Origin of the sequence: Hungatella effluvii, from assembly GCF_003201875.1 — a bacterium.
In the GTDB taxonomy this organism is placed as follows: Bacteria; Bacillota; Clostridia; order Lachnospirales; family Lachnospiraceae; genus Hungatella; species Hungatella effluvii.
The window spans coordinates 61372-83365 of the sequence record NZ_QJKD01000007.1 but is presented as its reverse complement, the minus strand read 5'-3'; the positions used below and the strand labels follow the sequence as shown (position 1 = coordinate 83365).

General features: G+C 48.7%; 21 protein-coding genes. 5 read left to right on the top strand and 16 right to left on the bottom strand.

Features of this window, described 5'->3' with window-relative positions; translation table 11 throughout:
- Nucleotides 1–58: 58 nt before the first annotated feature.
- Both DFR60_RS14600 and udp read right to left on the bottom strand, forming a co-directional pair.
- On the bottom strand, nucleotides 59–1474 hold the full coding sequence (locus DFR60_RS14600; RefSeq protein WP_110323537.1) for an ABC transporter substrate-binding protein: 1416 nt from the start codon (nucleotides 1472–1474) through the stop codon (nucleotides 59–61).
- Nucleotides 1471–2274 carry a uridine phosphorylase gene (gene udp, locus DFR60_RS14595; protein ID WP_110323536.1) on the bottom strand — a complete coding sequence of 268 codons (804 nt, stop codon included), beginning with the start codon at nucleotides 2272–2274 and terminating at the stop codon, nucleotides 1471–1473. Before udp ends, DFR60_RS14600 begins: the two co-directional genes overlap by 4 nt.
- Before the next feature lie 326 nt (nucleotides 2275–2600).
- Here udp and DFR60_RS14590 point away from each other — a divergent pair, with 326 nt between their 5' ends.
- Entirely contained in the window at nucleotides 2601–3299 is a 699-nt protein-coding gene (locus DFR60_RS14590) for a phosphatase (protein WP_110323535.1), read from the top strand.
- A 98-nt stretch (nucleotides 3300–3397) separates the two neighbouring features.
- Here DFR60_RS14590 and DFR60_RS14585 read toward each other — a convergent pair whose 3' ends face one another.
- Nucleotides 3398–4489 (bottom strand): hypothetical protein, encoded by a 1092-nt coding sequence (locus DFR60_RS14585; RefSeq protein ID WP_110323533.1) that lies wholly within the window; start codon nucleotides 4487–4489, stop codon nucleotides 3398–3400.
- Nucleotides 4490–4683: 194 nt separating this feature from the next.
- Between DFR60_RS14585 and DFR60_RS14580 the strand changes: the two genes are divergently transcribed.
- Both DFR60_RS14580 and DFR60_RS14575 read left to right on the top strand, forming a co-directional pair.
- Nucleotides 4684–4950, top strand: coding sequence for a hypothetical protein (locus DFR60_RS14580; RefSeq protein ID WP_110323532.1), 267 nt, complete (start codon nucleotides 4684–4686; stop codon nucleotides 4948–4950).
- A gap of 12 nt (nucleotides 4951–4962) precedes the next feature.
- On the top strand, nucleotides 4963–5892 hold the full coding sequence (locus tag DFR60_RS14575) for a hypothetical protein (RefSeq protein WP_110323530.1): 930 nt from the start codon (nucleotides 4963–4965) through the stop codon (nucleotides 5890–5892).
- A 61-nt stretch (nucleotides 5893–5953) separates the two neighbouring features.
- Here DFR60_RS14575 and DFR60_RS14570 read toward each other — a convergent pair whose 3' ends face one another.
- Nucleotides 5954–6736: a DUF6612 family protein gene (locus DFR60_RS14570; protein WP_110323529.1), complete on the bottom strand. Its 783-nt coding sequence runs from the start codon at nucleotides 6734–6736 to the stop codon at nucleotides 5954–5956.
- A gap of 324 nt (nucleotides 6737–7060) precedes the next feature.
- Between DFR60_RS14570 and DFR60_RS14565 the strand changes: the two genes are divergently transcribed.
- Nucleotides 7061–7906 (top strand): AraC family transcriptional regulator, encoded by an 846-nt coding sequence (locus DFR60_RS14565; RefSeq protein ID WP_002605491.1) that lies wholly within the window; start codon nucleotides 7061–7063, stop codon nucleotides 7904–7906.
- Between the two features lie 86 nt (nucleotides 7907–7992).
- On the opposite strand, the gene DFR60_RS14560 is transcribed toward DFR60_RS14565, so the two are convergent.
- The 9 genes from DFR60_RS14560 to DFR60_RS14520 are packed head-to-tail and all read right to left on the bottom strand — an operon-like array spanning nucleotide 7993 to nucleotide 15614.
- Nucleotides 7993–8916, bottom strand: a complete 924-nt coding sequence (locus DFR60_RS14560; RefSeq protein ID WP_243005077.1) for a bifunctional enoyl-CoA hydratase/phosphate acetyltransferase — start codon at nucleotides 8914–8916, stop codon at nucleotides 7993–7995.
- Nucleotides 8888–10009 carry a butyrate kinase gene (gene buk / locus DFR60_RS14555; RefSeq protein ID WP_110323526.1) on the bottom strand — a complete coding sequence of 374 codons (1122 nt, stop codon included), beginning with the start codon at nucleotides 10007–10009 and terminating at the stop codon, nucleotides 8888–8890. Before buk ends, DFR60_RS14560 begins: the two co-directional genes overlap by 29 nt.
- A gap of 14 nt (nucleotides 10010–10023) precedes the next feature.
- Nucleotides 10024–10893 (bottom strand): thiamine pyrophosphate-dependent enzyme, encoded by an 870-nt coding sequence (locus DFR60_RS14550; RefSeq protein WP_110323524.1) that lies wholly within the window; start codon nucleotides 10891–10893, stop codon nucleotides 10024–10026.
- The gene (porA, locus tag DFR60_RS14545; RefSeq protein WP_110323523.1) at nucleotides 10886–12085 is read right to left on the bottom strand and encodes a pyruvate ferredoxin oxidoreductase; all 1200 of its coding nucleotides are present in this window, start codon (nucleotides 12083–12085) and stop codon (nucleotides 10886–10888) included. The genes DFR60_RS14550 and porA overlap by 8 nt, the downstream gene beginning before the upstream one ends.
- Nucleotides 12086–12364, bottom strand: a complete 279-nt coding sequence (locus DFR60_RS14540; protein ID WP_110323522.1) for a 4Fe-4S binding protein — start codon at nucleotides 12362–12364, stop codon at nucleotides 12086–12088.
- Nucleotides 12345–12899 carry a 2-oxoacid:acceptor oxidoreductase family protein gene (locus DFR60_RS14535; RefSeq protein ID WP_110323521.1) on the bottom strand — a complete coding sequence of 185 codons (555 nt, stop codon included), beginning with the start codon at nucleotides 12897–12899 and terminating at the stop codon, nucleotides 12345–12347. The genes DFR60_RS14540 and DFR60_RS14535 overlap by 20 nt, the downstream gene beginning before the upstream one ends.
- A gap of 15 nt (nucleotides 12900–12914) precedes the next feature.
- Entirely contained in the window at nucleotides 12915–13544 is a 630-nt protein-coding gene (locus DFR60_RS14530) for a hypothetical protein (protein WP_110323520.1), read from the bottom strand.
- The gene (locus DFR60_RS14525) at nucleotides 13541–14299 is read right to left on the bottom strand and encodes a DUF362 domain-containing protein (protein WP_110323519.1); all 759 of its coding nucleotides are present in this window, start codon (nucleotides 14297–14299) and stop codon (nucleotides 13541–13543) included. The genes DFR60_RS14530 and DFR60_RS14525 overlap by 4 nt, the downstream gene beginning before the upstream one ends.
- A gap of 25 nt (nucleotides 14300–14324) precedes the next feature.
- A complete protein-coding gene (locus DFR60_RS14520; protein WP_110323517.1) occupies nucleotides 14325–15614 on the bottom strand; it encodes a 2-hydroxycarboxylate transporter family protein in 1290 nt (429 codons plus the stop codon).
- 417 nt (nucleotides 15615–16031) lie between these two features.
- Here DFR60_RS14520 and DFR60_RS14515 point away from each other — a divergent pair, with 417 nt between their 5' ends.
- Nucleotides 16032–16805 carry an IclR family transcriptional regulator gene (locus DFR60_RS14515; RefSeq protein ID WP_110323516.1) on the top strand — a complete coding sequence of 258 codons (774 nt, stop codon included), beginning with the start codon at nucleotides 16032–16034 and terminating at the stop codon, nucleotides 16803–16805.
- Nucleotides 16806–16860: 55 nt separating this feature from the next.
- Here DFR60_RS14515 and DFR60_RS14510 read toward each other — a convergent pair whose 3' ends face one another.
- From DFR60_RS14510 to DFR60_RS14500, 3 genes are all read right to left on the bottom strand, one after another.
- On the bottom strand, nucleotides 16861–18828 hold the full coding sequence (locus DFR60_RS14510) for a diguanylate cyclase domain-containing protein (protein ID WP_110323514.1): 1968 nt from the start codon (nucleotides 18826–18828) through the stop codon (nucleotides 16861–16863).
- Nucleotides 18821–20248: an extracellular solute-binding protein gene (locus DFR60_RS14505; protein WP_110323513.1), complete on the bottom strand. Its 1428-nt coding sequence runs from the start codon at nucleotides 20246–20248 to the stop codon at nucleotides 18821–18823. Before DFR60_RS14505 ends, DFR60_RS14510 begins: the two co-directional genes overlap by 8 nt.
- Nucleotides 20249–20564: 316 nt before the next feature.
- Nucleotides 20565–21914, bottom strand: a complete 1350-nt coding sequence (locus DFR60_RS14500; protein ID WP_110323512.1) for a glucose-6-phosphate isomerase — start codon at nucleotides 21912–21914, stop codon at nucleotides 20565–20567.
- Nucleotides 21915–21994 lie beyond the last annotated feature (80 nt).

Sequence of the window (21994 nt, the reverse complement as noted above, 5' to 3'; positions counted from 1 at the left end):
GCTGCTGCGCCGGAATCTTTCACACCCCCTGGCACAGCAGCGGCAAACCTTACTGTTTTTATTTGAAAATTACATTGTCAACATTCAGTTCGATCTGAGTCTTCAAGTCGGCAACCGCCTGTTCCGGAGTCGTCTGTCCCAGTTCGAGGGAGACAATCTGTGTGAACATCTCGCTCTTTAAGGAAGATAAATTGTTGATTGCCGGAACGGACCTTGCGTAATCTGCCATGTAAGTTACATTTTTAAGGATCGGATTCTCCGTCACTTCCGGGTTCTTATTGGCTTCTTTGATACAGGACAGCGTGTAGATGGTGCCTGCATGTTTTGCTAACAGAGAGTTGGAATCGCCGGCCAGTTCGCGGAAAATATCCTTACAGACATCCGGATATTTTGTATCGGCGCTGATCGCCATCATCTGAGGCGCTACCGTTGCAAACGGGGCATCCGTATATTCGGATTTCGGGAATAACACAAACGTCTCATTCTTCGCAAACTCTTCCGTCTCCAGTCCTGCCGCCTGCGCCACATACGTCGCGGAGAACATCGGACCGTAGTAGGCGAAGGCTTCTCCCGTACCTACCATCTTATTAATTGTATCCCAACCCAGCTGGTTTAAGTTGGGAGGTGTGATCTTCGTCGTATTGGCATTTTCGTAGATGCTCTCAAAAAATCTCGTTATTCCGGCCTCATCAAACACCAGGCTGCCGTCTTCATCGTAATACTGACCGCCAAACGCGTTTAACATATCGAAAAAGTCATTGCCGGCTCCTGGTCTGTGAACCAGACCGTACTTCGCTCCGCCTTTTTCTACCACTTCACTGCAGAGATCCATAAACTGTTCCAGAGTAAATTCCCCGTCCCGGATCTTTTCCGGCAACGCGTCGATCTCGTCCTGGCTCCATCCGATATCCGCCAGGTCCTTGTTGGAGTAATAGATTACACGAAGCGGCAGGTCGAAAGGCATGGCGTACGCCTTTCCATCCACCATAGTCGGTGTGAATACGCCGTCTACGAATGCATCACTCATCACATCCGTGATATCCAGAACACATCCGGCCTTTACGAATCCGGCCACATCGGCGTCACAGATGAAGATATCCGGTGCGTCCCCACTCTTATGTGCAAACACGATGTTGTTATGGTATTCACTGTTGTCGATGGTCTGATAATCCGTCTCAAACTCGATCCGGATGTTCTTTCCTTCCTGCTCGTACTTCTTATTTAAATTCTCCGCAGCTCCCAGTACCGCTTCCGGCATTGTGAGGAAATCTCCGTTAAAGCCCAGCTTTAAGGTAATTGTCTCCATCTCCGCAGACGTGCTCTTCTCACCCGTACTTTCCTCCGTCTTAGCCGCCTCGCTGCCTGCCGCTGCCGTATCGGCTGTGTTCTCCTTCTTCTGACCGCATCCAGCCAGGCTCATCACCATGGTCAGCCCCAGTAATACTGCCGTCAATGCTCTGCCTTTTTTCTTCATAATGTCTTCCCTCCATAATTTTTCTGATTGGTTTTATCGTGCTCTATTAACCGCTTCATGGCCTCCACGGCCAGTTCTGCCACTTTTCCGGTGTCATGGCACTGGATATCCTCAAGTCCCATCTCCCGCCTCGTCTGGTTTCCTATGACAAGGAGCACCGTACCCATGCGAAGCCTGCGGACTGATCCGACCGTAAACAGCGCCGCGGACTCCATCTCGCTTGCCAGCGCGCCGCACCGGACCCAGGCCTTCCATTTTGAATTTAACGCATCTGCTACCGGCATGGTATCCGGATCATGCTGACCGTAAAAGGAATCCTTACACTGCACGACGCCCAGATGGCAGCGTTGTCCGGCCGCGTCTGCTGCTTCCTTGAGAGCCATAACCACCTGATAATCCGCAACTGCCGGATATTCGATGGGGGCGTACTCCCTGCTCGTGCCTTCCATGCGCACAGCTCCTGTGGCGATTACCGCATCTCCCCCCAGTACTTCCGGCTGCATACCTCCCGAGGTTCCAACGCGGATAAAGGTGCCAGCCCCGCAGTGCGCCAGCTCCTCCAGGGCTATGGCCGCCGACGGCCCACCGATTCCGGTGGACACCACGCTGACCTTCTCCCCATTTAAATATCCGGTACAGGTAACATACTCCCGGTTTGCCGCCCTTTTCTCCGGACGGTCAAGCAGCCCTGCAATGGTTTCACATCTTCCCGGATCACCGGTCAGGATTACATACCGGCCGACATCTCCCTCCTTGATCTGCAGGTGATACTCCTGCCCTTCTGCATATACGCTTCCCATTGTTTCCTCCTTTTGCTTTTGACTTTGACTTTACTTTTTGTTTTTCACTTCTGTTTAGTAAACTTTTCTCTACCCTGTTTCTATTAGTTTCCTAACATTAGTTTGTGCTAAATCACTTTTTTCATCGTATTTATTGATGTTTTATAGTTAGATTATAGCATGTTGACTAATTTTGTCAATAAAATTATAAGTAAATGTTTTGTAAAGTTTATATTATTTTTAAGTTTTTTCGTATTTTTTTCAGATTGTATTGATTTTTTGTTTACTAAACATTATAATAAGTTTATCTTACTACAAAATTATATAAGAAGAAAAGAGGGGTATGTTTGAAAACAATCGCGGATTTACATATGCATACCAGCGTCAGCCAGCACGCTTACAGCACTCTGGATGAGATGGCAATGGCCGCAAAGTTTAAAGGTTTTAAAGCCTTTGGCATTACCAATCACGGTCCCGGGATGTTGGACGGCGCCATGGAGCTTCACTTCCTGTGTTTACGAAACCTTCCGAACGAGCTCTACGGTATTCGTTTTTACAAGGGCGCCGAAGTGAATATCAAGTCGTATGACGGTCAGCTGGACCTGCCTGAATCCATTTTAAAGAATCTGGATATTGTCATTGCTTCCTATCACGCGGAGGCTATTGCCCCCGCCTCACCGGCGGATCACACGCGGGGGCTCATCGAGGTCTTGAAAAATCCCGATGTGGACTGTCTGGGGCACATCGGGAATCCGGTCTTTCAATGCGACTATGAGGCCGTCATCAAGGCATGCGCCCAGGAGGAAAAATTAATCGAGATCAACTCCAACTCCTTCACGGTCCGCCCCGGAAGCGATAAGAACTGTAAAACCGTCGCCCGGCTCTGCATGGCATACGGCGTCTCCGTACTGGTCAGCTCCGACGCCCACTCCAAATACGCGGTCGGCAGCCACGACGCGGCCTTAAAGATGTTAAAAAGCATCTCCTTTCCGGAGAAACTGATCGTAAACTCGGACTGGGATCTGCTTCAGAGACGGCTGCCGTAGCCGGAAGTTAAAAAGCAGCAATAAGAAAGACGCAGTGCAGAACTTCTATCTGCTGCAATAGAAGTTCTGCACCGCGTCTTTCTCTTATTATATATTCGTTATCCCTTTACACTCTTATAAAGCGCTTCCGCCTCACTGATCGTAGTGGCCTTACCCATCCGTATAAAATCAGCCAGCTCATCCAGCTTCTCAGGCACCATGAATTCCGTTCCGAGATATGATTCATAATTATCCGTGATAAAGAGAGTCTGCTCCTTCACTTTCACCTCGGCTTCCTTGGCCTCATCCGTGGCATGGCGCAGCTCAGCCTCCAGCCGTTCGATCTTCTCCCTGCTTCCGCCGGCAATCTCATCGGAAATGATGGTCTTCGTCACCTTCTCAAATGTATTTAACGCCTCTTTCTTCTTGCTGGTGATATCCGCCAGGTCCTGCTCGATCTGAGCGATTTCGTCGTCATACTTTTCAAGATCATACACAGCTTCATCCCGATCGCGCCGGATCGCGCTGGTAATGACGCGGATCTTCTTATCGTTCGTCCGCATTAAATCGCGGATCTTCCGTCCCTGCTTAAGCGTCTCCTGGTGGCGCACCTTTGTCTTATTATTAATCAGAATATAGAGTCCTCCGAAGACAACGACAGCCACAAAATAGATCCCCGCCAGATAGTAGTTGGACTTCTGCGGAAGCAGCATGTAAGTTCCCCACGGAACCGCAAGAAAGCAAATCAGAATCGTCACCAGTAAAATCAGAAATTCTGAGAATCCTCTGGTAAAATACAGGGAGTAGTACCATGTGGATTTACAGAAACGCGGCACACGGTCCTGCTGGAACGCCGTCTTCATCTGCAGCTTCAGTTCCCGGTTGTCATCCCGCAGTTCCTTCGTCTCTTCCTCAATCCGTTCCTTCACGCCCTGGCTCTTCGCCTTCTCCCGTTTGCTCCGAACCCGCTTTAACCGGTCCTGCCCTTTTGCTATCTCCTTATCGTAGGAACCGTTAATTTCTTCCATACGCTTCTTCACAGTCAGACTGATCGCATCCGTCACTGCCTTCTTTTCCGCCTCCAGTTCTTTCTCCAGACGCTTCTCATCCAGGCGTATTTTATCCAGTGAATTTTTGCTCGCAGACAGCTCCTGTACGGCTCTGCATGCCTCTGACAGGAATCCGACCTGGTCTGTTATCGGTTGTGCCATTCGTCGTCGTCCTCCTTCGGTTTTATCCGATTTTATTCCACAAAAAACGCTAACTTGATTCTATCATATTCTATTCATTTTTACAAATTTTTAATCTCAAGTTTTTCCCCTTGCACTGCTTCCCGCCAGGATGATATAATCAACTGCATATACTTTTTATAAAAACCACAGATATACGGGAGGAGGAAGATTCTATGTTTCGCATGTGGGCTAAGATTATAAAAGACACGAGACTCGTCCGGGATACCGTTATCTGCATCTCCGATTACTCGATGTCCAGAACCGCCATGGTTTTCCAGGCTCTTGATGATATCTGCTATGAATTTGATTTGGGAAAGCCGATCTGGCTGGATGCCACCATTCACGAGTTTAAGGTTCATGACAAGGCGCGTTTTTATCAGGACAACTTTATCGAACACATTGATTTCGATTTTCTGGAAATCCAGGTCATCGAAGAATAAAGAGGGATTACGATGTTATGGAAAAGTAAATGGCTTTTGGTTCCGGCCGCCGCTCTGGCAGCCGCTTCCCTTATGGTCTCCGGCTGTTTCGGGAAAACCAGGGAACACGAACTGCAGGAAGCGGCAGACGCCATCAATGCCGCGATTGAACACGATCTGGCCCTGGACCGCTATGAATTTACGATCTCCAAAGGTGCACTTTTCGATGAGAAAAGCTATGAAGGCCAGAAGACCACGTATATCTGTGTCTCCGGGGACGGCGGCCGTGACTACTATGTTACCACCACCTCCAGTGACAAAAGCTCCACTCTGACCGTAGAGCATAAGCTTCTTGGCGGCGATCACTATTACCGGATATTTGACAAGGAGAAAGACGAGTACCATACCCCCTCCAACGCTGACAGTGATACGGGCAGTCATCCCGAACTGCTGGAGAAAGGCTGGGTTTACGACACCACCGACAGCCCTTCCGGAAACGAAGACTATAAAAAGCGCCTGTGGATCTACGGGCACCGCATCGCTCCGGAAGACTTCGCAGAAGCTTCCATCGATAAGGATGGCGGCTGGACCACGATTTCGCTCAGCCGCAGCCCCGAGCAGATTAAGGAATCTTCCCTTCCCTCTAAGGTCATGTACGGCGAAGCGATGGACTGGTATCAGCGGGAACTGACAAAAGATGACTTAAAGCAGTATGAAAGAAGCTCTCTGGAGTCAAAGCAGAAGGAACTGGAGGAGACCGGCGCCGAGGCCACCGACCGGAATTATACGGCCGAGACATTGAAAGCCGTCATCGATTCATCGGGACGCCTGCTGACGATCGAATACTGCCTCTCTTACGATTATGGACAGGAAATCGACGGCAAGACAGTCAAAACCATCACGCAGTACAGCAATGCGACTCTCGAGCGCTCCAATGACGATTCCATCGTTCTTCCAGAATAAAGCATGGCAAGATAAAACAGCGCTGCACATTCTTCTTATGAGAATGTGCAGCGCTGTCTGCTTACTGCTGGGTTCCCAGAGCCGCAGGATCGACTTCCTGATAGCCCTCCAGGTCTGGCGCAGTCAATGTGACCGCCTGGCCCGGATTATGATAAATAGCGTTGGTATCCATCTCCACGCCAACGGTCTCCCCCTGAACCGTCATATCCATGCTCATCTTGATATTCATGCTTGAGAAATAGCCGTCTTTATTCACAACCGCTTCCCCACTGGCCGATTTGATCTTATAATCAATATCTTCCGCTCCAGCAACCGCTCCGCTCATGCTGCCCATGATATCCTGTACATAGGAGTCCATCTTTTCCGCGTCAGCCGTAAATGTGAGGATCTGATTATCTCCGTCCTTCTTCGCCTTGATTTCCTTCATATAAGAAGATTCCATGTTGGCGCCTTCCGTGCTCTGCTTTACCTGCTCCATGAGCTGGTTTAAATCCATGGCGTACTTGATCTTCTGACCCATGGTCTCCATGTAGTAATAGCCGCCTTCGTAGTACATCGTCATATCAATATCCTGACCCGCCATCGTGGTCTTTCCGGCTGCCAGATACTTCATATCATCCGTATTCGCGCCTGTCATCTGAATATCCATGGTTGTCGATAAGTCGATGGTCTGATCCCCCTGAGTCATCGTCATGGCAGCCGTTGTCTCGATATCCATTTCCTGAAGTTCCGAAGTCTTCTTGGAAGCTTCATCATAAATCGTCCTGGCGTCTTTTCCGCCGCCGCATCCTGCCAGGGATAATACCATGGCCGCACTCAAAAGAAGTGTTAAAAATTTTTTCATAGTTTCCTCCTTATAATAAGAAATGTAATACAATACAGTATACTATATACACCTTACCAATACCAGAACTATATTCTTAAATAAAGCTGACAATAAGTGGAAGAAAGGGCATCCACAGGCATGCCCCGTGTGATTCTTACTTTTTATATATCTTGCTCCAGTAATAATAAAAAGCTTTTCTTTCATGGCCAAATCACCTATAATAGACAGTATAAAAGGACTTTATTTGGTGTTTTTACGTATGAGAAACGGCTTATTTATTATTACTTTGCGATTTCCAGGCAAGATAATTAAAAGGTCTGTAAAATTTAAAGAGGTAGCCCTATGAGTAACGAACGATTGAATTTTGATAAAAATCTTGAAACACTCCAAAAACTGAATTTCCAGCTCCTGTACGCCTCCACCTCCAAATACGAAGGCGACTGGCAGAGTCTTCCCCATACCCATCATTTTACCGAGCTGTTCTATGTCATCAGCGGCCTGGGAAAATTCCTGGTGGAAGACCGGCTGATCACGGTTAAGGAAAATGATATGGTCATCGTCAATCCCAATGTGGAACACACGGAGAAGTCTATGGATTCCAAACCGTTAGAGTATATCGTATTCGGCGTCGAGGGCCTGACCTTCTCTTTCGGCACTCCGGATGTCCCGGAAAACTATGGTTACTATAACTATTCCGCCGAAAAAAAGAACCTGCTGAATTTCTCCCAGCTGATGCTTCGTGAGATCAAGGAAAAAAAGAACGGTTACGAACAGGTATGCCACGACCTTCTGGAAGTTATTCTCATCTATATTACGAGAAATGACCAGTTCGGCATCATCTCCACGGATGCCTCCCGCATGCCCAAGGAATGCGCCAGCGCCAAACGGTATCTGGATGCAAATTACGCACAGCCGATCACCCTGGATTCTCTGGCGGATGCTACCCACATCAACAAGTTTTACTTATCGCACACCTTTTCCAAGTATCTGGGAATGTCGCCCATCACCTATCTGATCCAGCGCCGTCTTCAAATAAGCAAGGATCTGCTCACACAGACGGATTATTCGATTGCCGAGATCGCAGCCAGCACGGGATTTGCCTCGCAGTCGTATTTTTCGCAGATATTTAAGAAGTTTACGGGGATAAGTCCGAATCAGTACAGGAAGCAGAATGCGGTGCATCAATAGATGGGAACACAGCGCCGGTTCGCCCGGTTGGTCACGGGCAAGCTGGCGCTGTGTTCTGGTTTTGTCAGAAAAGCAGTAAGACAATTTTATGAATGACTGACATCTGGCTTTCCTGACAAATAGATGGAAAACATAATTGACAACATTTTATTTTCTACGGTATCTGTTCTCGAGGTCATGACTACAGGTGCTTTTGTTCCCATGATGACTGCGGCGGTGTCCATTTTTGCGAAAAAAATAAGCGTTTTAAAGACACAGTTTGCCACCTGTAAATTAGGAAACACCAGAATGTCCGCGTGTCCCGCTACAGGACTTGTAATATTTTTGTGACGAGCCGCCTCTTCTGATACGGCGTTGTCCAACGCCAGAGGACCATCGACAATACAGTTTTTTATCTGGCCCCTGTCACACATCTTGCTCAGTATCGCGGCCTCCATTGTATCCGGGATTTTGGGATTTACCACTTCCAGGGCTGATACTAGCGCTACTTTGGGACAGTCATATCCCAGCCGGCGCATCAGTTCCACCGCGTTTTCTATGATCGCCTTCTTGTCTTCCAGTCCAGGCTCTATGGCCATGGCGCAGTCTGTCATTAACTGAATCCCATCCTCATCGAGCTTATCGTATACAGTGATCTGCGACAGCAGCTTTCCGGTGTTCAATCCGTTTTCCTTATCCAGTACAGCTTTTAAAAATACTGATGTATGAAGGTTCCCTTTCATAATAAGGTCGCACTCACCGGATTTTGCCAGGCTCACAACGGTTCTGGCCGCCTCACCGTGATCCTGACAGTTTACTACTTTTGCTGTGTCTTCTGAAATACCGTTGTCCTCCAGAAGTTCTGTGATTTTGCCGCCGTCTCCTACCAATACAAACCGGGCAATGCGGCGTTTTCCCATCTCTTTTACAAGTTCCATGATATCTTGATCTTCGGCCGCGGCAACTCCGATCACTCTCGGATTTTCTCTGTCTAAATACTGTTCAATCTCTCTGATCCGTTTTATCATCATCTGCCTCCCGATCTGTATATGGATATGCCTTTTTCGCTTCCCGGCTGGTTAAGTACCGAAGACAGCCGTCTCCCAACGCCTCCATCTCATTTTCACCCGGACAAAGATAGACTGGTGCAATAAATCCGATTCTTTCTTTTATCAGCCCGGTAAAACACTCTGAAAATGCCAGGCTGCCGGTAAATGCAATGGCCTCCACGTGGCCGCACAGAACCGTAGCCGCTCCTCCGATCGCTTTTGCTACCTGATACGCCATGGCCCTATAGACGGCTCCAGCCAGCTCATCCCCCTCTTTGATTCGCTGTTCCACCTCTAAGCAGTCCGCGGTTCCCAAGTAACTGACAAGGCCGCCGCGCCCATTGACCTGACGCAACATCTCCTGACAAGTGTACTGTCCGGAATAGCACAGCCGTATCAGATCCCCTACCGGCAAATCCCCGGATCTTTCCGGCGAGAATGGACCGTCGCCATCCAGGGCATTATTGACATCGATCACGCGGCCTTTTTTATGAGCGCCTACCGATATGCCTCCGCCCAGATGAACGACAATCATATCCGTATCTTCATAGGCTTTCCCCATTTTCGCACAGATCTTCCGCGCCGTCGCCTTTTGGTTCAGCGCATGGAAGCTGGATATCCGCTGAATGGCAGCGCTGCCAGAAAACCTGGCTTCACTGCACAGTTCATCCGTCATGGGCGGATCCACAACCAGGGCCGGGATTCCCAGTTCTTTTCCCATATCATAGGCAATCTGATTGCAGACCGAACATGGATGAGAGCCATAGAGACCACTTTTCATATCCCCAAGCATCTGTTCTCCGATCTCATAGATCCCCCCTTCCACGGCCCGCATATTACCTCCACGCGTCACCAGGGCATCCAGAGAATCCAATTTGATATCGGCTTTCTCAAGCACTTTTAAAACAGCCTGTTTTCTGTAATCATACTGATCCCAGATGGTCTGATACTGCTCCAGCTCTTTAGTCGTATGCTTAACGGATACCGACAAAAGTACTTCATGATTCTCACGTACAGCAATCTTGGTAGAGGTAGAGCCCCCATTTGTAATAAGAATGCGATATTCCTTCTCCATCTCTCCTCCTCCATTCAGCCTTCTGACGCAAGGAGCTCTCTGTATCTGGAAGCCGTCTCTCTCTGTAAAACTTCCATATCAACCTCTGTCATCTTCTTAAAACGCCCCTGGAGCGATAAGTAATCCCGGATTGGCCTTAATTCCTTTACCTTTCTGTTCACTGTAATCCGGCCATTTTCGTATTCATACAAAACCCAGGCCCCCGTTTCAATCGCCATTCTGCATACTTCGATAGATTTCGCAGGCGGATATGCCCAGCCGGTAGGACATGGCGTATGTACGTGCAGTAACGCGGGGCCATCCACACCTTTGGCCTTCTTTACTTTTTTCACCAGGTCCGGCAGATTTGCAACGGAACACGCAGCTGCGTACGGAATGTGGTGGGCAATAGCGATTTTCAGCAGATCCTTTTTATATGTGGGTTTACCTGCAGGAGTCGTAGTCGTATTGGCACCGTATGGCGTGGCGCTGGACCCCTGGATCCCCGTGTTCATATAGGCTTCATTATCATAGCAGACGTAGAGCACCCGGTCGCCGCGCTCCATGATTCCCGACAGCGACTGAAGACCAATATCTGCAGTAGCGCCGTCTCCGGCAAAAGCCAGGACCGTCGTATGAGTATTTCCCTGTGCGTCGAGTCCGGCCCGCACCCCTGCGGCCGACGCAGCTGTATTTTCCAGGTTGCATTGGTAACCGGCGATCTTCATGTTCGTTACATTGTCAATACCGCTGAAAAGCGCTGCACAGCCAGGCGGAATAATGACGACCGTGTCCTCTCCTAAAGCCTGGACCACATTGCGAAAAACAAGCTCTAAGCCGCAGCCGGCGCATGCATTTACTCCATGGGATACAAGGCCCTTCGCTTCTGTTACGATCTTATACATATCTGAGCACCTCCCTGATATCCATTGGATTCTCCTTTGTATCAATCCACACCGGAATATTTGAAGCAGCTTCTGCATGCAGAATATCGTCATACATACGCTGTATTGTTGCCGGATTTACATCTCTGCCGCCCAGCCCGCCTATGTAATCCTTCGCAATGCAGCCTCCGCCCACGGCGCTCACCGTCTCCTGGAAGAGAGGTCCTCCCATGGCGCCCAGACCGGCGCTTCTGTCGAACACGGCAATCCGTTTCGCATTCTGTGCAAGTATCTTCATCTGCTTTGCCGGGAATGGCCGGAAACACGTTACCTTTACCGCCCCGACTTTCTCACCTTTTTCCCGCTGCTCGTTGACAAAGTACTTCATGGTTCCCATCATGGACCCCATACCTACCAGAATTGTTTCGGCGTCCTCTGTCCTGTATCCCTCCAGCATCTGAAGCTTTCGTCCAAATCTGGATTCAAACTCTTCCGCCGTCTTTCCGAATACTTCTTCCGCGGCCTCAAACCCCTTCATCATCTGATATTTCATCTCCGTAAACTCTTCCAGAGAGATGAGATCATTGATAAATACCGGATCGGCTGGATCCAGCCAGAAATTTTTCTTCTGGTACGGTCCGATAAATTCTGTCACCGCTTCCTGCTCCGGAACCAGCACCTTCTGCATGGAGTGAGACAGGAAAAAGCCATCAAAACATACCATCGCCGGAAGCAAAACCTTCTCGTGTTCCGCAATTCGGTATGCCATCAGCAGCAGATCATAAATCTCCTGCACATTTTCACAATAGAACTGAAGCCAGCCGCTGTCTCGTTCCGCCATACTGTCCTGGTGGTCGCACCAGAGACTCCATGGCGACGCCAGAGCCCTGTTCACCACCGGCATAACCATGGGAACACGCATACCGGATACCGCGTTGCAGATTTCATGCATGAGCGCTAGGCCGACCGATGCTGTCGCTGTTGCCGCCCTGACTCCGGTGAGCTGAGCTCCCAGGGTGCAGCTTAAGGCAGAATGCTCAGATTCTACACGGATGTATTTAGCATCCAGCGTTCCCTGTGCAATCAAATCTGACAGCTTTTCCGCAATGGGGCTCTGGGGTGTAATCGGATATGCGGAAACCACTTTGACTCCGGCCATGCTTACGGCCTGTACCGCAGCCGCGTTGCCATCCAACATTTTATACTGAGCCATCTATCTCTCACCTCCCACAGGCGCCATTTTAATACACGTTTTCGGGCATTCATTGGCACAGATTCCGCAGCCCTTACAGAAATCCCAGGCAAATGCCACACATTCCTCCTGATCTGCACGAATTGTTATGGCGTCAACAGGGCAGTATCTCTGGCAGGTACCGCACTTAATGCAGGCCTCGTAATCCACCGTCGGATACTCCTGACGCCAGGAACCTGTATTCACCGCCCCAAATACGGTGGCTATCGGCCCTTCAGCTCTAAATCTTTCCAGTTTCATCGTAAGCCTCCTTTGCCGCATCCGCATTTGCACTGCCCGCCTTTGTTCCAAAGGTAGATTTAACGGCCGCCATCACGGATTCTATTTTTACGATTCCAGTCCTCGCCAGAACCCCCAGCATGGCGCTGTTGGGAATGTTTCTCTTTATATTCTTTAATGCAATACTCGTGGCATCCGCATAATAGACCTCTTTGAATCCGAACTTCTCCTTAAACTGTCCTGCGATGCCCTCGTTCCCTGTGTTGAGTACCAGAACCGCATTTCCAGAGATGCCTGCTCCAATATCTATTTCCCGCGTCAGAAAGCTTGCGTCAGATACAAGGACAATCTCTGGTTCATAGACAAAACAGTTTAACAGAACCGGTTTGCTGTCTATCATAATGCTGGTATTGACTGGCGCTCCGCGCCGTTCATGTCCATAGGCCGGAACAGTTATCGCATACTCCTCTTCATAGATGGAAACCGCCTCGGACAGAGTCTTCGCTGCAGTCACAATTCCCTGGCCCCCCAGGCCAAAAAACTTGAGTTTAATCACGTATCCCCCTCCGTCCTATAATTTTTCTGCAAGCTCTAAAAGCAGCCGTTCAGCCTTATGCGGGTTAAAGATACCACAGGCACAGGGCTTCGATAACTCATTCGCAGCATCCTTTGCAGTCCTTCTGCCAGCCTTTATGTCTTCCACCATCTTTGTGACCAGGCCAGCCGATATCATGGCATGGCCGCACATGGTGGTGATCTCCAAAATCTGAGTCTCAGGAAGTTTATCCACATTCCCCCAGATTCCAAGGGAAATATCCACAGAATGACGGTTAATACCAGCCGCTTTTGCACAACAGTCCACATCATCCACCAGTCCTGAAACAACAACGGAATATCCGTAATCGGCTTCCTTTAAAGCCTTCATGACTTTAATCAGCTTGTCTCTGGTATCAAATACTCCATGAACCATAGGAACCTCCGGCTTTAAGTTCGCCTTTATCTCCTCCAAAGTATGCGTTGCAAAATTACCGCAGCCGATGGCCCCCATATTAACCGGATCAAATTGAGCCATAAGATCCAGGTATTTCTTAAATACCTCAACACTGTTCTGATTATTAATTCCGCGTGCCGGCATGATTAATACCACATAATCGTCCGTCTGCCCGGAGCGGGTCTTTACTCTGTGTAGCGTATGTGTCATAACGCGGCACCCCCTTCCTTAATCCTGTCTTCGTAGCGCGGCCTTCCCAGGCCGAGATTCGTCTTAGCCGATGCTGCGTGAAGGTCCAGATTCAGTTCTTTTATAATATCCATGACCGGAAGGGAATCGTCCCTCTCATCTACTCGGCAGATAATACAGAGACTGAATACCGTATCAATGTGATGTGAAGCCTCCTTAAGTGCCCGAAGCACCGAGTCTGCATTCTCCAGTCTGCAGGAAAACTCCACGATAGCGCTCATAACAATTTCATCCAGCACAGACGGTTCGATAACTCCCTTTTCCTTGTCTATAATCAGCGAAGTAACCGGATTATTAACCTCAAACTTTTCTGCATAAGGGGCTGCCGCCTGCAGGATTGTCTGCAGATCACGGAACGTCGATCCGACGCCCGGGCGTCCCAGCTCCACCGCGAATGTAATCATATCAAGGCTATGTACTACGCCTGTCACATCGTTGGTCTTTACTTCCTCCGTCCCTCTTCCCGCATGTTTGAGGGCGGTATTCTCATGTTTTCCAAATGGATCCGAAAATGCCTTCCGGTACGCTCTGGGCGCTTCCAGATGAATGTTATAGATGGCATCCCGAGGACATCCGGCATTTTTAAGGCAGACACCACATTCCACACATGCGTCTAAATCGATAACCGCCTTTCTCATCTCGATCTGTATCGCATCTCTGGGGCAGTATGGCACACACTTACCACAGCCCACACATTTTTCCTGATTGATATACATGAATCAATTCCTCCTGTACTCTTTGTTAATGAATAAAATTTAGCAGAATTCCCGCCAGCACCAGCACGACGGAACCTCCGATTCTGGACGAATAAGAGGAATATGGAAGCAGTTCCATGCGATCTGCCGCCGCCAGGGTAGCCAGATCACCGGTCTGGGCCATATTTGACATGCAAAGTCCCGCTGCAATGGCTGCCTCTACCTCATAAAGCCCCATAAAATGACCAACAAGTCCTGCACCAATAGCTGCGCCGATAACAATCACGAGGACCAGAACCAGATAGATGGGATTCGTCAGCGCTTCAATGGTTTTACCGATATCAATATTGGATATTCCAATTGGAATCAGCGCCGCATAGAGCAGATTCTTTGTCCACGTTCTGGACCACTGGATCGTACCGACTTCAAGGTGCTTGGGAAGAAGACCAAATGCCTTGACCAGGGTCAGAATGATAATTAAGTAAACGTATGTATGAAGCCCGCTGTAGACAAACTTGTTAACAATGAGGGCCGCCATGTAAGCAATCATGGCAACGTAGAATCCTGCTCCCAGACCTTCATAGGTAATCGGTGCTCCGTTAATCTCTTTATCCTCTTCCTCCAGCTCTCTCGCCAGCTCCGGATCCGCAATTTTAAGAATCTGGCCGTTGCCCGTAAGCGTGGGCTTCTTTTTTCCTACACGGTTTAATATGCCTCCCAGAATTATTGAAGCCACATTACCAAGTACTACCGCCGGCATCAATACCGAAAGAATGGTCTCCGACTCTCCCCCAAAGTGGCCGGAATAGATCTGTGAAAGCGGCAGCGCGCCAGCTCCTACACCTCCGCCCATGATCGGTATTGCCAAATTAAACAAAGCGTTCTTTCCACCGTAACCGGTGACTGCTCCCACCAGAAATGCCAGAAGACTCGACATCAGAAGACCGCCTAAAATGGCCGGTAAAAATTTTAATGTGGACTTGATAATAATTTTTCTCGACAGGGATAGGATCGCCCCCGCGATCATGATGGAAATGAAGAATGCAAAGAAATTAATGTTATCCATGAAGTTCTTCATAATATCCTTAAGCCCTGCAGGAAGAATCCCGAAATACATCAGCAAAGCCGGTCCAAATACACACAGGATTGGGCCCCCACCCATCCAGTCGCGGACAAACTTTACTCTGTCTCCGATCTCGCCAAAGACGATACCGAGAACAAACATCAATGCGAAACACCCCATAAGATCGCCGGGTAACTTTTCCGTCAGCGTTAATGGAATTACGGTTACGAGGCCGATTACAAACGCCAGCCACCCTAAATTTTTCAATTTCATACGAACCTTCCTTTCTCCTTTTAACTTCTGGTAAACTTCCCCCACTGATAATCTGCCGGATCATTATACCTATCCGGAAATACATATGTTTATTTTCTTTTTTCCGATCACCCCCTCGTCTTAGTTCTCTATATGAACTTCAAGTTCTTTATACGAACTTTATACCCTTATATTATTCCTTCTCTATTGTTTTGTCAATACTAGATTTATTATATTATTTTCTATCAATTAAACCGTGTGAAAAAATATACCAGTCTTATTCAGATATGTTCCAGGCCACAAGAAGAACCATAAGAGAAATTTGACAAAGAAAAATGCAAACAGTAAATTCTCCTGGTATCGTGCGGCGTAAGAAGGTTGCAACTCGGACCGCATTTTGTTATAACTATAGTAGCGACTTGGGAAAGGATAATAATTGTGGAATATACAACGAACGAACAGAACGAAAAATACATGCTGCAGTCCGTAACAAACGCACTGCGAATCATTGAACTTTTGGGAGAATATAATTTTTTGACACTGACAGAAATAGCAGAGAAACTGGAGTTGGGAAAAAGTTCGGTATTTCGACTTGTGGCTACCCTGGAAGCCAGAGGTTTTGTTAAAAAGGATAAGTATGGCCGGTGCCGCCTTGGAATGAAATTCTCATATTTCGGCTCCGTTGTATTGGCCCGCATGGAGATTCTGCAGGCTTCCCGCCCGCATTTGGAAGAGCTTCAGAGAAATGTCCGCGAGACTGTGCATCTCGCCATATGGGATGATGACTGGAATATCCGTTTTATAGATAAGATTGACGGTGCGATCGCGTTTCACATGAAATCATTTGTTGGTCTACCGAAAACCTGCTACTCCACCGCGACTGGAAAATCCATGCTTGCATTCATGGGGAATGAATTTATCCGGGACTTTTTAGACCATGTATCCTTGACCCCTATGACCCCGCATACCATCACAGAGCCTTCAAAACTTTTAGAATCATTAGATGAGATCCGCCGCAGAGGCTACTGTTTAAGTGTCGAGGAAGATGAACTCGGGCTTACCTGTATCGGAGCGCCGGTTATTGACACCAGCCAAAAACCAATTGCGGCCATCAGCATCTCCGGCCCCACCGTCCGTATGACGGAACATCTCTCAGAGTATCCGAAGAAAGTGATTGATACAGCAAGACTAATCTCAGAAAACCTATGCTAAAACAAGAGGTCCATGGCTGCAATCCTCATCCGATTACAGCCACGGGCCTCTTACTTCAAGATTTATCTATGCTCTTCATCTGTTTCTTCATCTCATACATATTATGATCCGCACGGGATAACAGATCACCGAATGCCTCCGCACTGTCCGGAGCCGATATCGCATATCCCCAGGCGATTCCCGCTTCAAACCCATTCTCTTTTCCATACGCCTCCACCTGGCCAGCTGACAGGCGGCAGCATTCCTCAATCGAGTTCTCAGGCATTCCCTCAAGCACAGCTGCGAACTCATCCCCGCCGATGCGGTAGATCCATGCATCCCTTAAGGCTCCGGAGATCGCTCTGGCAGAAAAGCGTATGTACTTATCGCCCGTCTCGTGTCCAAACTGGTCATTTACCCCCTTGAGGCAGTTCAAATCAAACATCAGGACTGCCAGCGGTTTTCCAAGCCGCAGCATTCCATCCCATTTCTGCTGCCGGCGCTCGAAGGCCTTTCTGTTCAGCACCCGGGTGAGGCCGTCCAGATCATTTTCCGCTCTGAGTGACTGAGTCTTGAGCGTCTCCTCTGTCACATCTTCCACGACTCCGCTCTTCTTCCCGTCGTCCTCACGAAAGGTCAGACGGATCCAGCGTTTTCCCTCCGGCCGTTCCAGGCAGAATACATTTTCATCCTCTGTCGGCTTCTCGCAAATCTTCTTTAAGAACGCCTGAAATTCATCCTGGTTCCTGCAAAAAGCCCGTTCCTGCTCTTTCGATAATCCCAGCAGCCGGGGAACCTGGTTCGTCATGTAGACCTTATTTCCCTTAGAGCCCATCTCATAGACTCCCACCGGAACCTCCGAGAGCTCCAGAAGCCTTGAATAACGGGTAAACCACCGGCTGATCAGCACCGCAATCCCTGCGCCTGCGCAGAGTGAAATGAGAAATGAATAGACCAGAATCTCCTGGATTCGGCGTGGATACCGAAGCAGCGCATCTTCATCCATCAGGCCGATCAGATACCACTCTTCTTCCGAAAAAGGAGTATTATTATAATACATGCCCATCTGTTTCAGACACGCATAGATTACCTCATTTCCATTATGGTTTTCCAATTGGAAAATACCGTTCTCCGCATCTTTTGCCTTAAGCTCCATAGGACTGGCCCCCTGCAGAATACGCTTCTGGAGAGCTCCGTGGGTGACGAGAGGACGGATCTCACCGTTCTCTCCGGTATGTATTCCGACCACATAGCCGTAGGAGTCCACGGCCATCAGATCGGATGGCGGCAGATATTTATACAGGTAATTCAACGAGATCTCAACGCCGAATACACCGACCGCCCTTCCCCGCTGGTCCACCAGAGGAATCGAATACGTTACCACCTCTTCCCCACCGTCATAGAGCCTGAACGGCGGACACCAATAGCCCAGCAGTTTTTCATCGCCTGCCAGCCCTATACTGCTGAATGGTTTTTCATAAAACGCACGGTTTGCATCCGTCAGCTCCAGCTGGTACTTCCATGCGGCATCCGTCACCACCTGCGTCTCCTGTGCCACATCCCAGGGACCGGCCAGGAGATAGGTATTGGAATTGCGCTCATCGACCCGGTTTGGATTGGCATTCCTGAAATAAAGAGCCGGGTAGCTGCCGTTTTCATCGTCTCCCCTGTCTAATATTAAAAATGCACCCGTGGTTTTCGTATAGTACAGCGCATTCAGCACGGTCGGGGCGGCCGCCTTAAGCAGTTCTTCCTTTTCCAGCAGTTCCCCGTTCTCATCTCTCTCTGCTTCCGCGAAATACCGGCTCAGCTCATCGGTATAGAGTTCAAAATTCGTCCAGACATTCTTCATCTCCCCTTCGATTGTCACCGCGCGGTTCTTCACTTTCTCTGAAAAAATCTGGTACGCATTCTCCCGGGACTGCCCGATTACACCGCCCAGACTCAGAAGGGCCGTCATCAACAGACTCTGAATCACAACCGACACCACAAACGTAAGCGCCAGTTTAAAGGCGATCGAATCACTTCTCACCTTTTTATTCATTTACCTCTCCAACCATTTCTCTCATTAAATCCTGATACCATTTATCAAAGTTCTCATCTTCCATAAAACCGGAAATCACTGTCTGCCTGTCTTCGCCGTTCTCCACTCTGTTATGAAGCTCATTCAGATCAAGCTCCACCTTCCGCTCCAGGGAACGGGAAAACCGTTCATTTGCTTCATACGAATTCTCAAACGGCCTTCTGACGTAGAACTTCCCTTCCTGCATCGCCTCAAGGGCCGCTGTCACGCTCTTTTTTACCGCATCTGTATTATCGCTCATCTGTACGAAATTTTCCAGCGCCTCGATAGATGACAGCGCCTGATTTTCAACCGGAATATATCCGATGGAAACGGTAAACTCAATATTCCGCTCAGGATCCGTAAACCATTTCAGAAATTCCGCGGCGGCGTACTCGGAAGCCTCGCTGGAACGGAATATTCCCATGTCCGCTCCCCTCTGAGCCATATAGCCGCTCCCTCCCTCAAAGGTCGGATAGGGCCTCACCCTGCATTCGATGGGATACTGGTTCTCCCCATCCACGATCACCTCTTTAGGAAAGTATCCGGCGCCGGCCGACGAACCGATGTAGGCCAGCAGACTGCCGCTCTTTAGCCCATCCTGATTATACACACTGCTCTTATACCAGCCGTTTATATGAGGGACGTAATAGGCATTCCACGCCTTCCTCGCGGTCTCCCTGGAATAGACAAATGAATGATTTTCCCCATCGGCAGGAAATGGATCCGCTCCATCCTGAACCGCGGTCAGCACTGCAAAGTCGTTAAAGCTGTTCATTCCCAGTAATGGCTGCCCGCCGGACCATCTATAATATTCCTCTGCCGCTGAGACAAGTCCTTCCCATGTGTTAAGTACATCATCTGAAAGTCCTGTATCCGAGCGAAACTGCTTCCAGCCCGTCTCGTTCACAAATAAAAGCTCTGTCGATTTCGCTACAGGAATCAGTTTATGGCGGCCATCTTTTCCCCAGTCACCCTCGCTGAGAAATTCTGCGCGGTACCGCCCCAGCTCCTTGGCACTGTAATACTCTTCCATTTCCACCAGGGGCGCCAGTTGATCCAGGCGGTATGCGCTGTCCGGATACGCCGTAAACACATTGGGAAGCGGGTCAGATCCGATGATCTCATTGGCGGAGTTAAACAAAGCGTCATCCAGTTCCCCGCTCGAACCAAAGCCATAGGCATCCACGACGATTCCCAGCTCCAGCCCTTTCGTCTCATTAAATTCTGTCACCTTTTCATCAAATATCATCTTTGCAAAAGCATTATATGCATGCCAGACCGTTATAACAGTCGGTTTTTTCGGATCCAGCACGCGCCTGCTTTCCCGGGCGCAGCCAGATACTGCGCAAACCAGCGACAGGGACAGCACCGCTATCTTCCATGTTCTTTTCCCTTTCATAGTGTCCGTCTCTCCATTTCTATTCACTTATGCCGGAAACGCCAGCCAATCCCTGTGGATCCATCGATTCAGCAGGCTGCACCGGATTCATAGGGTTCGATGGTCTGCAGTTACCCCAACGGCTTTGATGTATGTTTATATTATATCATACACTTATTTATTGAACATATTAATTTTTTGTATAGTCAGGGAAAATTATGGATTGGAACATATTACCGCCTTAACGATCAAGTAGGATATTGCAAAAATGGATAAAAAACAGCCCGCACCCCACAACTGCTCACCCAGTCATGGAATACGGGCCCTTTATTCTATTTTACAATCTCTTTAACAACTCTTCTCTTTCTTTCTCATATCCAGGCTTGCCCAGAAGCGCAAACATATTCTTCTTATAGCTCTCCACGCCTGGCTGGTTGAACGGATTGACACCCAGAATATAACCGCTGACACCGCATGCATACTCGAAGAAATAGAATAACTGTCCTAAGCAGTATTCGTCCTGTTCCGGGATCTTTACCATCAGGTTCGGTACATCGCCGTCTGTATGGGCTAAGATCGTGCCGTTCATGGCACTCTTGTTGACGAAATCCACATTTTTGCCTGCTAAGTAGTTCATGCCGTCCGTATCCACTTCTTCCTTCTGAAGCAGGATCTCGGCCGGTGATTCTTCGACATTCAGCACGGTCTCAAACATCACACGGGAACCGTCCTGGATGAACTGGCCCATGGAATGTAAATCCGTGGTTAAATCCACAGCTGCCGGGAAAATACCTCTGCGGTCTTTTCCTTCGCTCTCACCAAATAACTGTTTCCACCACTCGGAAACGTAATGAAGGCTTGGCTCATAGTTGGCCACAATCTCAACAGCCTTGCCTTTTCTATGTAAGATGTTGCGCACGGCTGCATACTGTAATGCGGAGTTGGACTCATATGGAGTCTCAAGAGCCGCCTTTCTTCCTGCCGCAGCACCTTCCATTAATTTATCGATATCAGCGCCTGATACTGCAATCGGAAGCAGGCCGACCGCTGTCAGGACTGAGAAACGTCCACCTACGTCATCCGGCACGACAAAGGACTCATAACCCTCTTCCGTCGCCAGATTCTTAAGTGCACCCCTTGACTTGTCCGTCGTAGCGTAAATTCTCTTGTTCGCCTCTTCACGGCCATACTTCTCGGTCAGCATCTCCTTGAAGACACGGAATGCAATCGCCGGTTCTGTCGTTGTACCGGACTTGGATATGATATTAACGGAGAAATCTTTTCCTTCCAGCACATCCTTTAAGTCGTGGATGTATTTGCTGCTGATGCTGTTGCCTAAGAAATAAATCTCCGGAGTTTTGCGTTTTCCCTTCGGCAATACATTATAGAAACTGTGGGATAAGAACTCAATGGCCGCTCTGGCGCCTAAATAGGAACCGCCAATACCAACTACAAGAAGTACATCAGAATCGTTCTGAATCTTGGCCGCCGCTTTTTTTATTCTCTCAAATTCTTCCTTATCATAGTCTACCGGAAGATCAATCCAACCTAAAAAATCATTCCCTGCGCCGGACTTGTCCATCAGCACATCTCTTGCACACAACGTTGTGGCTTTCATATTTTCCATCTCTTCTGCTGAGACGAAGCCTGCTGCTCTGGAATAATCAAATACTACTTCTTTTCCCATTTCTATCATTCTCCTTTTCCTTTTGTTTCAGGTTATAGAATGCCTGTTCAGGAACAGTATATCATAAATCCCCTCCAATT

Coding starts and splice junctions, on each gene's coding strand:
- DFR60_RS14600 (WP_110323537.1), bottom strand. CDS start 1,474: ATGAAGAAAAAAGGCAGAGCATTGACGGCAGTATTACTGGGGCTGACC.
- DFR60_RS14540 (WP_110323522.1), bottom strand. CDS start 12,364: ATGAAACTGGAAAGATTTAGAGCTGAAGGGCCGATAGCCACCGTATTT.
- DFR60_RS14570 (WP_110323529.1), bottom strand. CDS start 6,736: ATGAAAAAATTTTTAACACTTCTTTTGAGTGCGGCCATGGTATTATCC.
- DFR60_RS14580 (WP_110323532.1), top strand. CDS start 4,684: ATGTTTCGCATGTGGGCTAAGATTATAAAAGACACGAGACTCGTCCGG.
- DFR60_RS14585 (WP_110323533.1), bottom strand. CDS start 4,489: ATGGCACAACCGATAACAGACCAGGTCGGATTCCTGTCAGAGGCATGC.
- DFR60_RS14565 (WP_002605491.1), top strand. CDS start 7,061: ATGAGTAACGAACGATTGAATTTTGATAAAAATCTTGAAACACTCCAA.
- DFR60_RS14525 (WP_110323519.1), bottom strand. CDS start 14,299: ATGTATATCAATCAGGAAAAATGTGTGGGCTGTGGTAAGTGTGTGCCA.
- udp (WP_110323536.1), bottom strand. CDS start 2,274: ATGGGAAGCGTATATGCAGAAGGGCAGGAGTATCACCTGCAGATCAAG.
- DFR60_RS14505 (WP_110323513.1), bottom strand. CDS start 20,248: ATGAAAGGGAAAAGAACATGGAAGATAGCGGTGCTGTCCCTGTCGCTG.
- DFR60_RS14510 (WP_110323514.1), bottom strand. CDS start 18,828: ATGAATAAAAAGGTGAGAAGTGATTCGATCGCCTTTAAACTGGCGCTT.
- DFR60_RS14550 (WP_110323524.1), bottom strand. CDS start 10,893: ATGTATAAGATCGTAACAGAAGCGAAGGGCCTTGTATCCCATGGAGTA.
- DFR60_RS14500 (WP_110323512.1), bottom strand. CDS start 21,914: ATGGGAAAAGAAGTAGTATTTGATTATTCCAGAGCAGCAGGCTTCGTC.
- porA (WP_110323523.1), bottom strand. CDS start 12,085: ATGGCTCAGTATAAAATGTTGGATGGCAACGCGGCTGCGGTACAGGCC.
- DFR60_RS14520 (WP_110323517.1), bottom strand. CDS start 15,614: ATGAAATTGAAAAATTTAGGGTGGCTGGCGTTTGTAATCGGCCTCGTA.
- DFR60_RS14530 (WP_110323520.1), bottom strand. CDS start 13,544: ATGACACATACGCTACACAGAGTAAAGACCCGCTCCGGGCAGACGGAC.
- DFR60_RS14560 (WP_243005077.1), bottom strand. CDS start 8,916: ATGATGATAAAACGGATCAGAGAGATTGAACAGTATTTAGACAGAGAA.
- buk (WP_110323526.1), bottom strand. CDS start 10,009: ATGGAGAAGGAATATCGCATTCTTATTACAAATGGGGGCTCTACCTCT.
- DFR60_RS14575 (WP_110323530.1), top strand. CDS start 4,963: ATGTTATGGAAAAGTAAATGGCTTTTGGTTCCGGCCGCCGCTCTGGCA.